Raw genomic sequence first — 13,215 nt, forward strand, 5'->3', positions numbered from 1 at the left:
ATGGGTCCACGTTCGGTGACCATCCACGATCGTGAACCGATCGGGCGTCACCGAACTACCAAGGCTAACATCAGATCCCATCTGTACGGCGGACCGCAGGGGTAGGATCCTCATTTCCTTCGGACGTATTCATAGGTCGTCTGGGGTACTTAACCCCTTCGGACCAGAACCGTCCGACGACAAAGTGAATGAACACTTCGCCAATCACGCGTTCTTTGCAATCGTATCCGAATCCTCGTATGTACTTAAGGGCGTCGTCTCGTGATGCCGAGTGATCGGCAGCCGAAGAGACGGTACCCCCAATCAACCACCAGAACGGTAGTCGGGACGAGAGATGGATACAGTGCCTGCCTCCGTGCCGGGAACCGGCCAGAGGGAACGTGGCGGCGTGCGCCACGTCGTTCGCATTAGTGACGAGGAGAGGTGCATACATAAGGCCGTCGTCTCGGTCGGCGTCTGATCCACGTTGTTCATTCTCGCGATAGTGAGAGTCACGTTTGCCGTAATAGTCGCCTAATCGGGATTTAGGGGCGATATTAGCCGTGTTTACGGAGTGGGGTGTCGACTATCACGTATGTCGGACGAAAAACGTGACCGACACGATTTAGCAACCAGGACCGTAGCTGTACGTATGGACCGATCAGGATTTGTCAAACTCTCGCTCATCGCGTTCGGTCTCGTCATCCTGAGCTTCTTCGTGCGCGGGTTCAGTCAGCTTGCCCTGGGGCGGGACATTGCAGAAATGTTGCAAGCACCGTTCGCAATCATCGGGTTCGCACTACTCGTCTACCTGTTCGTACGCGCGACACTCGATGCGACCGGTCTCTGGGCAGTCAAGAATCCTGATTCGGAGAAAGACGCATAGAACGGGCAAAAAGCAAGGGGACGGAAGGAAACGGTTTTTCGCTTCCCGAACGAATCTGGAGCCATGACAATCGACGTTCGCGAAATTGCGGACCTCGGGCCGGACGACCGCGTCGCATTTTTCGACCGAGACGCTGGAATAGAGGGTGTTCGTGGAGATGTACGTGAGATCGTCAATCGCGTCCGCGAAGAGGGTGATGTCGCAGTGCGAGAGTTCACCAGTGAGTTCGACGGCGTCGAAGTCGGCAATCTCGAGATTACAGACGAGTGTGAGCGCGCGTACGACGAGCTCGAACAGGGACTTCGCGAAGCGATCGAATCTGCAGCGGCGAACGTCGAAGAGTTCCACGAGGCGCAAGTACCGGAAGATTGGCGACGCGAGTTCAGCGACGGCCGCGAACTGGGACGTAGATTTCGACCGATCGACCGCGTCGGCGTCTATGTCCCCGGTGGAGACGCAGCCTATCCCTCGAGTGCACTCATGGGAATCATCCCGGCAGTCGTCGCGGGCGTCGAACACGTCTCAGTAGTAACGCCACCTGCTGAGAAGCTGAACCCGGTAACGCTTGCGGCGATCCACGTCGCGGGTGCGGACGCGGTCTACAGTGTTGGCGGCGCACAGGCTGTCGCAGCGCTCGCCTACGGAACAGAGAGCATCACGCGTGTACAGAAGATCGTCGGGCCCGGGAACAAGTGGGTCACCGCTGCCAAAGCCGAGGTTCGCGGCGATGTCGAAATTGACTTTCTGGCAGGTCCGAGCGAAGTCGTCGTGGTCGCAGACGACACTGCCGATCCGGAACTCGTTGCGTCCGAACTCGTCGCACAGGCAGAACACGATCCGAACGCGTCGGTCCTGGCAGTGACCGATAACGAGGAGACGGCAACAGCCATCGCAGCTGCCACAGACGAGCAGGCTAGTTCGCGCGCGCGTGAAGACGTGATTCGTTCGGTCCTCGAGTCCGATGCCAGTGGCGTCCTCTTGGCGCGGTCGATGAGCGAGGCGATCCTCTTTACCGAGGAGTATGCGCCGGAGCACCTGTCGATTCTCGCAGCAGACGACGAGGCACTGCTGGATCGGATCGACAGTGCCGGGAGTGTTTTCCTCGGGCCTGAAACGCCGGTTGCAGCGGGAGATTACGCTAGTGGAACGAACCACGTGTTGCCGACGAACGGTGGTGCGCAGGTTACAGGGGGCCTGTCGGTCGAAACGTTCGTCCGGTCGACGACGGTGCAGCGGCTCTCGTCCGACGGGTTAGCGGACCTCGGTGAGACGATTACGACGCTTGCCGAAGCCGAAGGTCTCGATGCGCACGCGGAGAGTGTTCGTATTCGGCTTGATCGGAGCCGAGGAGCCGAACAGGAGCAGGAGTAGCAGCAGAGTGAGCGGAGAGCAAAGCTAAGAGGCAGAAGCCAGAGAGCAGTAACAGGAAGACAACAGGTGGGTGCACGCGAACGATTTGCCAGACCGCAGAGGCTACCGCCTGCTGTCAGCGTCGACGACGACTCACAGACAAGGACGTATAACAACCCCGTACAGCCCGTCTTGGACCCGGATACTCCACAGCCTGGTTTTACGTCACTGCATCACGGAGATGGTCGTGATGCAACCGCGTGAGGTCGATCCGACCGACGGGCGGGTTCTCGAGCGGAACTACGATTACGCACAGCGAAACGTTCGACTCCTCGCGATGTGGTACGAGTGTGATGTCGAACGGGTACTCGAGTTGCTGGCGGAACACGAGGTTGAGCTGTCGCGAAATGATCGGTTGGAGTTTGGATCGTACTACCGGTCTGTGCGGAGAGAGTTGGGAGCGAGGTGAGCGTGTCGGAGAGTGAGTACTCGGACGTTCTGTGACCGGGAGGGCGAATACGTCAGGATTCGTGTCCACTCTCCGAGTCGGAAATAGAGCCGCAGGGACGATCTCCGATGATCGACTTCCGAGGGCGTCAAGGTTAACATCGTTGGGCAGGAATGAAGTAGTATGAGCACGGACAGCGTCGACGGCGGACAGGCAGAGACGCGCCCCGAGATTGAAGTGAGTGAGACTGCAGCAGAGCAGGCACTTTCGCTGCTCGACGGCGAAGGGATGGACCCCAGTGAGGCAGGACTGCGGCTGTTCGTCCAGCAGGGCGGCTGTGCGGGACTGTCCTACGGAATGCGCTTCGACGATGCGCCGGACGAGGACGACACGATTTACAATCACCACGATCTGCGCGTGTTTGTCGATCCGGCGAGTTTGAAGTATATCGAAGGGAGCGTGCTCGACTACGAGAACGGACTGCAGGCCGAAGGGTTCCACGTCGAAAACCCGAACGTTGTCAGCGAGTGCGGCTGTGGTGAGTCGTTCCGAACGTAGACCGGTGGGGACCGAGACAACGCTGTACCTGTTGTCTTGACTGTCCTGACTGTCCTGACTGTCCCGAGTCGATTGCGCGCGACGTCCGCACTAGCTGGATCCGTATTCGTTGTATTTGCTCTGTTCGTTGTATTCGCTACTTGCCACCGTTGCTCGCCAGTCGCCATTCGCGACTGTCGACTTGCTATATACCGGTTATAACGTCTCAGTGGCGACTTCGCGAGGAGCGACTGGCTGCCGGTTGGTGGCCAGCGCTCGGTGATCGTTCTTGGACTACTCCTCGAGTTGGAACGCAACGGTGACCTCTGCCTGGTACTCGCGGTCGTCTGCTGTCGCGACTTCGACGCCGAGTTCATCGACCTCCGCCCACTGGACGTTCTGGAGGGTCTCTTCTGCCCGGTCGATTGCGTTGTCCGCTGCGTCGTCGAAGCTTTCCGTGCTGGTGCCGATGAGGGTGATCTTCTTGAAAACCATCGCGGCAGTCACTACCTGACATGGCGGTATAAAGATACCCCGTCAGTGAACGGTTTTAACACTGTTTCAGCGTCAGGAGAGTAACGAGAGATCTCGAGAACGGAGGTCACGAGGCGTGAACGTTTTTGAGGACGCCGATACCACGTCTACCCATGCCAATTGATGACGAAACGAAGGGGGCGATCGACGTGTCGAAGATTGACGAACTGACGCCGCCGAATCGGACGCTGATGGGCCCCGGTCCGAGTGATGTGCATCCACGCGTGCTACAGTCGATGAGTACACCACTGGTCGGCCATCTCGACCCGTCGTTCGTCGAGATCATGAACGAGGTGCAGGAACTGCTTCGCTACACCTTCCGGACGGACAATCAGTGGACGATTCCAGTCTCGGGGACTGGTTCGGCCGCGATGGAGGCCGCGATCGGCAACGTCGTCGAACCGGGAGATACCATGCTCGTCCCGACAAACGGCTACTTCGGCGGACGGATGGCGTCGATGGCTCGCCGCGCTGGCGGTGACGTTGTCGAAGTCGATGCACCATGGGGAGAACCGCTCGACCCTGCTGACGTGTCCGACGCGATGGCCGAACACGATCCCGACGTGTTCGGGTTCGTCCACGCGGAGACGAGCACTGGCGTCCGCCAGCCGAACGTTCCAGAACTCACTGCAACGGCGCACGACCACAATGCGCTCGTCGTCGCCGACACCGTCACCTCGATCGGTGGTGTCGAACTCCGCGTCGACGAGTGGGATATCGACATCGCCTACGCGGGGCCCCAGAAGTGTCTCTCCTGTCCGCCGGGTGCGAGTCCGCTCACGCTCTCGGACAAGGCGATGGAGAAGGTTCTCTCGCGCGAGAAGGACCCGCGCTCGTGGTACCTCGACCTCTCCCTGCTCGAGGGGTACTGGGGCGACGAACGCGCCTATCACCACACCGCACCGATCACGAACGTCTACGCCATCCGGGAGGCGCTGCGACTCGTCGCCGAGGAAGGCATCGAAGAACGCTGGGCGCGCCACGAGCGACTCGCGGGCGCGTTGAAGGCTGGCGTTGAGGGGATGGGTCTCGAGATGAATGCACCGGATGAGTTCTGGCTACCGAGTCTCAACGCCGTCCGCGTTCCCGACGGGATCGACGACGGCGTGGTCTGTGCCGAACTTATCGAGCGCTACGATCTCGAAATCGCAAGCGGGCTCGGCGACCTCGATGGGGAAATATTCCGGATCGGTTGTATGGGGTACTCTGCCCGACCCGAGAACGTGATCTACGTCGTAACAGCACTCGGCGACGTACTCGAGTCCCTCGGTGCGTCGGTGGACCCTGGTTCGGGTGTGTCGGCGGTGCGACGAGCACTGTCTGAGTAAGTAGGATGCGAAGTAGGTGCTGAGTGGATTGTGGGAGGGTGCTGCTGTGAGCGGAAGGGGTCCCGTAGGCGGAGAGGTGTTGTCAGCGGAAGTGCTGTCAGCGGGCGTGTTGTAAGCGAGAGTGCTGTCAGTGGGGGTGTTGTCAGCGCGCGGTGCTGCAAGCAGCGTGTGGCAACACAGTCGGTGAACACCTCGGCCACTACTCTCTATCGTCACTGAACTGCGAGGGACCGACGGCTCGAGGCTGAAGAAATGGGAAAATAGGCCGGAGTGTGGTTGCAGCGCGGGCAGATTGTAGCTGAAGGACAACGAGTCAGGCGGAGGCTCGCGGTCCTGGTGGGGCGCGTTCGACCTGATAGTCCTCTCCGTCGACGACGATGATTGCCCACTCGTAGCTGGGGTTTGTGCTGCGAAGCTGGTTTTCGAGATCGGCTGCGTCCTCGGGCTGTGCGACGAAACAGTGGAACTGTTCTGTCGACGAGGACGGAAGTTCAGCGTTCTCGAAGACGGTGTTTACGTGGACGACTTTCCACGCGCGTTCGGCCCGAAACGCGGGGCCGGACCCTTCGACGGTGTATCCAAGCTCGGCGAAGATCGACCTGGCCTGCTCGACGAGTCGCATGTTAACAGGACCCATTCGAATCGAGATACGTCACCCAGTAGCATAAATGTTGGTACGAACGCCAGACAAGGGATGCTCCCAGACAAATACCAGTACAAGACAGGGTTTTGTTGACAAACAGTCTCCGCCCACAGAATCACGAACCGGTAATAGTCAATTAGCGGTGGGCGGTCATCGGCCGATCACGGAGAATGGAAAAGAACGAGGTGAGTAGTGGGATCAACTATTCGTGTGCCGCGTCCCACTCCGTCGGCTTTCGGAAGTTACCACACCGGTTGCACTTGATCCGGCCCATGGAGTCCATCGCGTTATCGACACCCTCACAGTTCGTACAGAACCACCCGTATCGGGTGTCGGCGTCGCTCGTTTCGTAGACGACGAGAAAGGGCCCCTTCGATCCCGTATCGCCGTCGGCTTGCGAGACGAAGACGGTATCGCCGTCTTCGGTAACGATCGATCGCATGTCGAGGAATACTCACGCGCCCGGTAAATGACTGTCTGTCTCAGCAACACTGGACGGGCGAGTGGTCGCGTGTGAGTATGATGGTCTTACCCATAGGAGAGTGGCACTAACTGAAACCTTTACCCGCGCGGAAATCGTTCGATGGTGTAATGGCGCTTGTCGTGGTTCCCGTTCGATATCCGCTGACGAAACATTCGCGGCGGACGCTCGAGGAGGCGGTTGAGATCGCCCACGAGCGTGATGCGGCACTGACGGTTCTCCATGTTGACCTCTATCAGAACGGGAAGAAAGTAACGAGAATTGATCTGAAAAGTGCAGTCGAACGCGCAGTCGGACCGGTCGAGAACGCCCGCTACGTCGTCCGAACCGGGTTCCTCGTCGAAGAGAGTATTCTTGACGAGGTTGCAGCCGAGAACGCCGACATCGTCGTTATCGGCAGTCAACAGGCGAGTCGACTGCGTCGTCTCTTCCGTCGACTGACGGACAATCCGGATATCGACCGCTATCTGCGGACGCACCTCGACTGCGAGGTTATTACGGTCGAGAGTGCTCGCGCGTAACCGGCGATACGTCTGGCGGCAAACTGTTCACTGATTCGTTCGTCTTCTGGCCTGCTCCTGTCAGGAATCCCCTAACTCCGGATCGGAGTCTATCTGCATCGCTTCCCCGTCACGGTCGGCATCGTGTGCGTTTCTGTGCTCGTAGCCGGGTGCGGGACTATCATCGTCTCCATCACCGACCGCGACACGGGCAACACCTGTCGTTTCGTCAAAGACGTGGTGGCGGTGTGGGTACGCGAACTCGATATCGAGATCTGCAAAGCGCGACCGGACCGCCGACTGCACCTGGGAGCGAGCGATCCGTTGTTTGTAGGGGTGTTGAACCCAGAACGCCAGCGTGAGCAGGATTCCGTTGTCCGCGTAGGAGTCGATCGTACAGACCGGCGCAGCCGCGTACCGGGCGCTCCCGATCCGGATATCCGGACCGCCGCCGATAACCATGTCGACGCTTCGCGCCGCCCGCTCTGCGTGCCGCCGAGCGGCCTCGATATCGCTCTCGTAGGTCACCTCGAACTCGACCGAAATTCGTGTCCGCTCGTCCTCTGCGGAGTAGTTGATCACGTCGCGCGTGTAAATCTCCGAATTGGGAATGACGATGAAGGTGTTCTCGAGTGTGAAAATTTTCGTGTAGCGGATCGTGATGTCTTCGACGAAGCCGGTGTGGCCCTCGTCGGTAATTTCGATCATGTCGCCGATCTCGTAGGGCCGGTCTGCGAGCACAAAGATCCCAGTAACGAAACTACTGACCAGCGGTGCGAGGACGACCGCGATGACGGCGGAAATGACGGTAACCGAGAGGAGCAGTTCCGTATCACCGACCCCGAGTACGCCGGCCGCGACCGCGAACGCCATGACGAGCACGGAGATGCGAACCCCACGGAGAACCGTCCGGGTGACGCTCGGCCGCTCGATTCGGCGAGCGACGGTCCGGCCGGTGAGGCGAACGACGACGTTCGAGAGGTACCAGCCGATCACCACGACGACGAGCGCAACGATAATCTCGCTGACACCGAAGGGAACGTTGTCTTGTAGCACCTCCACGGGTGAGCGTGTTCCCCTCAGAGACTCCTCTAGCATGGGAGCACACTCACGGCGGCAGTGGTTAAGGGTTCTGTCCGCAGGGTTGTGACACTCGAGTACGACGGCAGTCCAGACCTGACTGGGTGGTGATTCAAGGGTGGCCGAGGTGATCTGGGAAGGGTGGTTGAGTTCAGGAGTGAGTGTGGGCGGTGTCCGTTCCCTGCGGTGGCCTCAAAATAACCTGATTTCGAAAAGAGGTGCTACTCGATACATAATAAATCATTTATCCATCGGGACCGTAGGGTGGGGTATGGCATCAGACGAACTGCGCTCGACCGTCGAGCGCGTCGGGGATCGGTTCAACCTTGGCGAGTACGAGATCGACGCCTATCTCACCGTCCTAGAACACGGCCAACTCACAGCAAGTGAGATCGCTGATCGAACCGATATTCCCCAGCCCCGCGTCTACGACACCGTCCGCAGCCTTAGCGACCGCGGATTGGTCGAACTGCGCGAATCGCGTCCGATGAAGGTCGTCGCGATCGACCCCGGTGAGGCCTTCGACGACGTCCAGAGTTCGCTCGAGCAGATGATCGACGAACTCGAGGCACGTTACACCGCGCCCGCCCGCGACACCGAAGCGGTTTCGCTGGTCAAGTCCCGATCGACGATCCTCCGGTACCTAGAGGAGGTCATCGACGCTGCGGAATACGAGCTCTCGCTGTCGCTGACACCCGGGCTGTTGACCCGGTTCGAGGACGAACTCCGCAACGCGGTCGACGACGGCGTCAGTGTGGATCTGATCGTCACGCCCGCATCCGACGCGCTGGACCCGGACGAGTTCGACTATCAAGACGTCGCGACGACAGTCCGCGCCCGCCGCGGTATCACGACGCCGGTCATCGCCGTCGCGGACGGGAATTACTCCGTCTACGCGACCCAGGACGCCTTGCGTGACGACCAGGATCGCTACGGCGTCATCTTCAACCGCTCCTCGCTCGGCTTCCTCGTCTCCGGCTTCTTCGGAACGGTCCTCTGGACGACCGCCGAAGAGACGCTGAGCGAGGACGGCTCGAAGCGCTCCTACCCCCGCAAGTACGCCTCGATCCGGCGCTGCGTGAAAGACCTCATCGAGGAGGGTGGCGAGTTCTACGCCACCATCGAGGGCCGCGATGTTGAGATCGGCGGCACTCGAATCGTTCGCGGGCGCGTCCTCGATATCTCCTTCGAGGTCAGCGAGGAAGTTGCGAGTCTCACCGTCGAGACCGAGGAGGGTGAGGAAGTCACCGTCGGCGGCCGCGTCGCCGCACTCGAGGACATCGAAGGCCACGAGATCCACATCGGGCGCAACAAGCCCCCGTCGATCGACGACTAGACGGGCTATCTCGGACGGTCCGCAGCGAACCGGACGAACGGGTCGATTCAGGCAGACGGCTGGTGCTACGGACGTTCTTTGCAGTTTGTGTACAACAACCCCGATCACCATCTCGTGTGTCGTGTATTGTGCGCTGTTTCTCGTACTCGAGTCCACGCCGATCACGCCACGGTGATCGAGTGACGCCAACCGTGGGGCACGGAGAATCGTTGTATCTCTGAATCGAGACGTCCGTAATCACCGATTATACTGGTTGTGGGTCGTGACTGTTCAAAGTAAGGTCTCGTATGCAAGCCAACCACTAAAGCGGTATACGGTGTGACGTTATGTTCGATGGAGCCGAGGCCCACTGCTGGTTCCGCGAATGATGTCGACCGGCACCAGTCCCAACCCCAGTCTCGGTCGCGGGGGTCACAGGGGACGCGTGTCTCCCGTCGCTCGTTCGTGGCCGCAGCCTCGGCAACCACGGTAGTCGGTGCGACGGCTATCGCCGGCTGTCTCGGTCGCGGGCACGGCCCGAATACGGTGATCATGACCGGGGCGACGGACTTCGAGGGGATTCTACACACCGACGATGACGAACCCGACGTCCAGCAGGCGCTGTGGGACGCCGGGCTCGACGAGGATATCAGGGTCGAGGTCCAGACGGTCGTCAGCGACTCCGCACAACGGATGCAGGAAGCCCAGTCGACCCTGCAGGCTGGACGCGCGCCGCCGGACATCCATATGATGGACACCGGGTGGACGATCCCCTTTATCCTGCGCGAGCAGACGACGAACCTCACCGAAGAACTCCCCGACGACGTGGTCGACCGGATCGATGACGTCTATCTCGACGAGGTACTTGAGACGGCCCGCCATCCGGAGACGGGCGACATCCACGGTCTTCCGCTGTTTCCCGACTTCGGGATGATGCTGTACCGTCAGGACCTCGTCGAGGACGCCGGACACGACACGAGCAACTGGGCGACCGAACCGCCGAGTTGGGAGATGTTCTCGCAGGCAGTCGCCGACGCACAGGCCGAGGCCGGCGTCAGCTACGGGCTTACAACGCAGGCGGCCGCGTTCGAGGGGCTCTCCTGCTGTACGTTCAACGAGGTCATGTCGACCTGGGGTGGCGGCTACTTCGGCGGCACGGGGGACCTGTTCACCGCCGGCGACCGCCCGATCACCGTCACCGACGACGCCGTCCTCGATGCAATCCGCATGATGCGGGCGTTCATCCACGGTGACGACGACGAGCACGCACTCGAGGGCTACCCACAGATTTGTCCGTCGGCGATCGTCCAGTGGACCGAAGAGGAGTCACTCAACCCGTTCGAGGGCGGTGATGCGGTCGCGAATCGGAACTGGCCGTTCGCGATCGCCGCGACGGGAGCAGACGATGCCTTCGGCGAGGATCTTGGCGTCATCACACAGCCGTACGCGGTCCCCGAAGACGATACCGAGTTCGAGGGCGTCGGCGGCACGGCCGCCGCGCTCGGGGGCTGGAACCTCACCGTCAGTCCGTACACCGACCGGATCGACGAGGTGTTGCAGGTACTCGAGGCGTTTACCCACGACGAGGTCATGCTCACCATCTTCGAGTTGCAGGGCTTTCTCCCGCCGAACATCGACCTGGTCGAGGAGGCCGATCCCGACGAGATTGGTCCGATCGCGCGCTACGTCGACCAGATCCAGTTAGCGGGAGAGAACGCGGTACCACGTCCTGTGACCGACGTCTGGCCAGAGCAGTCCGCACTCATCTTCCAGGAGGTGAACGCGGCCTACCGCGGCGCGAAGTCGCCGAGTGAGGCTATGGAGGACCTGGCCGGGCGTCTCGAGCGCAGCGAAGCGGAGGTGGCAGCCCAACATGGGGAGTAAACCAGACGGCGGCACCGAAACCGGGGATATCGAGGGTGGGATCGGCACGCAGACCGACCTCGACACCAAACAGGACCGGACCGGCAACCCCGTCGTCAACTGGATGGAAAATCTGAGCGAGGCGGCCTACGCCTACCTCCTCCTGATTCCGGCCTTCGCCCTGCTCACCCTGATCGCGTTCTACCCGCTCATCATGACGTTCATCATGTCTCTGCGGGGGGACGAGACGCGCGGGGCGGAACCGCTCGGCGAGTTCGTCGGCATCGAGAACTACGTCGACATTCTGACGGGGAACGCGCGACTTGCCAGGCAGTTCCTCGACGTCGGCGTCACCTCCTCGTTCCCGTTCGTCGAACTCGGCGTCCCGTTCTTGCAGCAGGCGCTGTTCGTCACGCTCGCGTTTGCGGTGATCAGCGTCTTCTTCGAGACGGTTATCGGGTTCGGGCAGGCATACGTGCTCGATCAGGACTTCCGCGGCCGACGCTGGGTCCGTGTCGCGATCATCCTCCCGTGGGCAGTCCCGATCGTGATTCAGGGGATGATCTTCTTCCTGCTGTTCCAGCCCGAGGTCGGCTTCGGCAGCGACCTCATGCAGTGGCTTGGCGTCTTCGGTGCCGATCCACTAGCAGATAGTCGCGACTCGTTCATCATCATCCTCATCGCGGACATCTGGAAATCGGCGGCGTTCATGGCGCTGTTGATCCTGGCAGGCCTCCAGAGTGTCGACCGGAGTCTGTACGATGTGGCGCGGGTCGCGGGTGCCTCGCCGTGGCAGCGGTTCAAGCTGATCACGCTGCCGCTCGTGCTGCCGGCCCTGCTCGTCGCAATGTTGTTCCGGACCATGGACGCGATGCGCGTCTACGGACTAATCGAGTCGACTGCGGGTTGTACGACCGTCCCGTCGCTCACGTGTCTCGTCGTCGAGGCCATGTTCGGCGGGACGCGTATCTTCGCGACCGCTGCTGCCGTGGCGTTCACGACCGCGCTCGTGATCGGACTGATCATCTCGGTGTACGTGTTCTTCTTCCGCGACACCGAGGGAGGGCTCTACTGATGACAGACGAGAGGACGGATGAGACCGAAACTGACGAGACGACGACCGACACCAAAGCCGATGAGACGTCGACCGGCACAGAAACCGACGAAACGCCAAACGACACCGAAGCCGACGCCCCAGCAAGCACCGATGACGACGGTGTCCCCAAACACTGGGCGTACGCCCGCGAACAGGCTGCGACAGCGACGGACGGCGGTGTGACGGCAACGGACGGCGGCCAATCAGCCGAAGCGAGCCAACAGCAAAGCAACGTCCTCGTGGAGGGCGAAGACGCCGAACTCGACCGCGGCCCGTTCCAGCGCTGGGTTGCGAGTTCGATCTCCAACCCGGACCGCGCTTACCGAGCAATGTTCTACACGGCGACGATCTTCTTCCTGTTTACGACGCTGTTCCCATTCTACTGGCTGCTCATGGTCGCGCTGACGCCGGAAGGACAGCAACAGGACATCATCCTCACGCCGAACGGCTTCAACCCCGCTGCGTTCGTCGAGGTCTTCCAGGTGCTGCCGTTCCACTGGTACGTCTTCAACAGCTTCGTAATCGCGACGGCCTCGACCATCGTCGTCCTGGTCATCGCTAGCCTCGCGGGATACGCCTTCGGCCGACTCCAGTTTCCCGGAAAGATCCCGCTGATGCTGCTCGTGCTGGTGATCTCCTTCTTCCCACCAGCGGCGTTCTTCATCCCGCTGAACGACCTGTTCAACACGCAGTTCGTCGCACTCGAGCCGATTACCGGCGACGGCAGTCTCTACAACACGCCCGGCGCGATGGTGTTGCCCCTGTCGGCAATCTTCATGCCCCTCGCCATCTTCATCCTCACGACGTTCTACTCGCAGATTCCTGACGGCCTGGAAGATGCAGCGCGCGTCGAGGGAACCACACGACTCGGCGCGCTGTTTCGGGTCATCATCCCCCTGTCAGCCCCTGGTGTCGCGACCGCCGGCGTGTTGACGTTCATCGCCGTCTACAACGAGTTCTTCTTCTCGTTCCTGATGACCGACGGCCAGCCGGAGAACTGGGCCCCCATACTCGAGGGCATCCTCGGCTACCAGGGCCAGTACGAGGTGATGTACCACCTGATGGCGGCGTCGAGCATTATCGGGGTGATCCCCGTCGCGATTCTCGTCATCATCGCGCAGGAGAAGATCGTTAGCGGCCTGACCGCAGGCGCGCTCAAGGAGTGAGAAACGGAG

14 protein-coding genes are annotated in these 13,215 nt (G+C 60.8%); 10 read left to right on the top strand and 4 right to left on the bottom strand.

Annotated features, from left to right (window positions below; all coding sequences use genetic code 11):
• The first annotated feature begins 631 nt into the window (after positions 1 to 631).
• From C482_RS13675 to C482_RS13690, 4 genes are all read left to right on the top strand, one after another.
• Complete coding sequence (locus C482_RS13675; protein WP_006168260.1) at positions 632 to 865, top strand: hypothetical protein; 234 nt, start codon at positions 632 to 634, stop codon at positions 863 to 865.
• A 63-nt stretch (positions 866 to 928) separates the two neighbouring features.
• Complete coding sequence (gene hisD, locus C482_RS13680) at positions 929 to 2,236, top strand: histidinol dehydrogenase (protein WP_006168262.1); 1,308 nt, start codon at positions 929 to 931, stop codon at positions 2,234 to 2,236.
• 229 nt (positions 2,237 to 2,465) lie between these two features.
• Positions 2,466 to 2,684: a hypothetical protein gene (locus C482_RS13685; RefSeq protein WP_049896748.1), complete on the top strand. Its 219-nt coding sequence runs from the start codon at positions 2,466 to 2,468 to the stop codon at positions 2,682 to 2,684.
• Between the two features lie 162 nt (positions 2,685 to 2,846).
• Positions 2,847 to 3,221: a HesB/IscA family protein gene (locus tag C482_RS13690; protein ID WP_006168266.1), complete on the top strand. Its 375-nt coding sequence runs from the start codon at positions 2,847 to 2,849 to the stop codon at positions 3,219 to 3,221.
• A gap of 273 nt (positions 3,222 to 3,494) precedes the next feature.
• Here the strand turns inward: C482_RS13690 and C482_RS13695 are convergent, their stop codons facing one another.
• Positions 3,495 to 3,695 carry a dodecin gene (locus C482_RS13695; RefSeq protein WP_006168267.1) on the bottom strand — a complete coding sequence of 67 codons (201 nt, stop codon included), beginning with the start codon at positions 3,693 to 3,695 and terminating at the stop codon, positions 3,495 to 3,497.
• 152 nt (positions 3,696 to 3,847) lie between these two features.
• Between C482_RS13695 and C482_RS13700 the strand changes: the two genes are divergently transcribed.
• Entirely contained in the window at positions 3,848 to 5,062 is a 1,215-nt protein-coding gene (locus tag C482_RS13700) for a pyridoxal-phosphate-dependent aminotransferase family protein (RefSeq protein ID WP_006168268.1), read from the top strand.
• Positions 5,063 to 5,375: 313 nt separating this feature from the next.
• Here C482_RS13700 and C482_RS13705 read toward each other — a convergent pair whose 3' ends face one another.
• Complete coding sequence (locus C482_RS13705; protein WP_006168269.1) at positions 5,376 to 5,684, bottom strand: DUF7116 family protein; 309 nt, start codon at positions 5,682 to 5,684, stop codon at positions 5,376 to 5,378.
• A 223-nt stretch (positions 5,685 to 5,907) separates the two neighbouring features.
• Positions 5,908 to 6,147: a DUF5816 domain-containing protein gene (locus C482_RS13710; protein WP_006168271.1), complete on the bottom strand. Its 240-nt coding sequence runs from the start codon at positions 6,145 to 6,147 to the stop codon at positions 5,908 to 5,910.
• Between the two features lie 149 nt (positions 6,148 to 6,296).
• Here C482_RS13710 and C482_RS13715 point away from each other — a divergent pair, with 149 nt between their 5' ends.
• Positions 6,297 to 6,707 carry a universal stress protein gene (locus C482_RS13715; RefSeq protein WP_006168274.1) on the top strand — a complete coding sequence of 137 codons (411 nt, stop codon included), beginning with the start codon at positions 6,297 to 6,299 and terminating at the stop codon, positions 6,705 to 6,707.
• Between the two features lie 60 nt (positions 6,708 to 6,767).
• On the opposite strand, the gene C482_RS13720 is transcribed toward C482_RS13715, so the two are convergent.
• Entirely contained in the window at positions 6,768 to 7,784 is a 1,017-nt protein-coding gene (locus C482_RS13720; RefSeq protein WP_049896746.1) for a mechanosensitive ion channel family protein, read from the bottom strand.
• 253 nt (positions 7,785 to 8,037) lie between these two features.
• Between C482_RS13720 and trmB the strand changes: the two genes are divergently transcribed.
• From trmB to C482_RS13740, 4 genes are all read left to right on the top strand, one after another.
• Positions 8,038 to 9,102, top strand: a complete 1,065-nt coding sequence (trmB, locus tag C482_RS13725) for an HTH-type sugar sensing transcriptional regulator TrmB (protein ID WP_006168278.1) — start codon at positions 8,038 to 8,040, stop codon at positions 9,100 to 9,102.
• 333 nt (positions 9,103 to 9,435) lie between these two features.
• Entirely contained in the window at positions 9,436 to 10,965 is a 1,530-nt protein-coding gene (locus C482_RS13730) for an extracellular solute-binding protein (RefSeq protein WP_241431930.1), read from the top strand.
• Positions 10,955 to 12,019 (top strand): carbohydrate ABC transporter permease, encoded by a 1,065-nt coding sequence (locus C482_RS13735; protein WP_006168282.1) that lies wholly within the window; start codon positions 10,955 to 10,957, stop codon positions 12,017 to 12,019. Before C482_RS13730 ends, C482_RS13735 begins: the two co-directional genes overlap by 11 nt.
• Complete coding sequence (locus C482_RS13740; RefSeq protein ID WP_006168283.1) at positions 12,019 to 13,206, top strand: carbohydrate ABC transporter permease; 1,188 nt, start codon at positions 12,019 to 12,021, stop codon at positions 13,204 to 13,206. Before C482_RS13735 ends, C482_RS13740 begins: the two co-directional genes overlap by 1 nt.
• Positions 13,207 to 13,215: the final 9 nt, after the last annotated feature.

This window comes from Natrialba chahannaoensis JCM 10990 (assembly GCF_000337135.1).
Classification (GTDB): Archaea; Halobacteriota; Halobacteria; order Halobacteriales; family Natrialbaceae; genus Natrialba; species Natrialba chahannaoensis.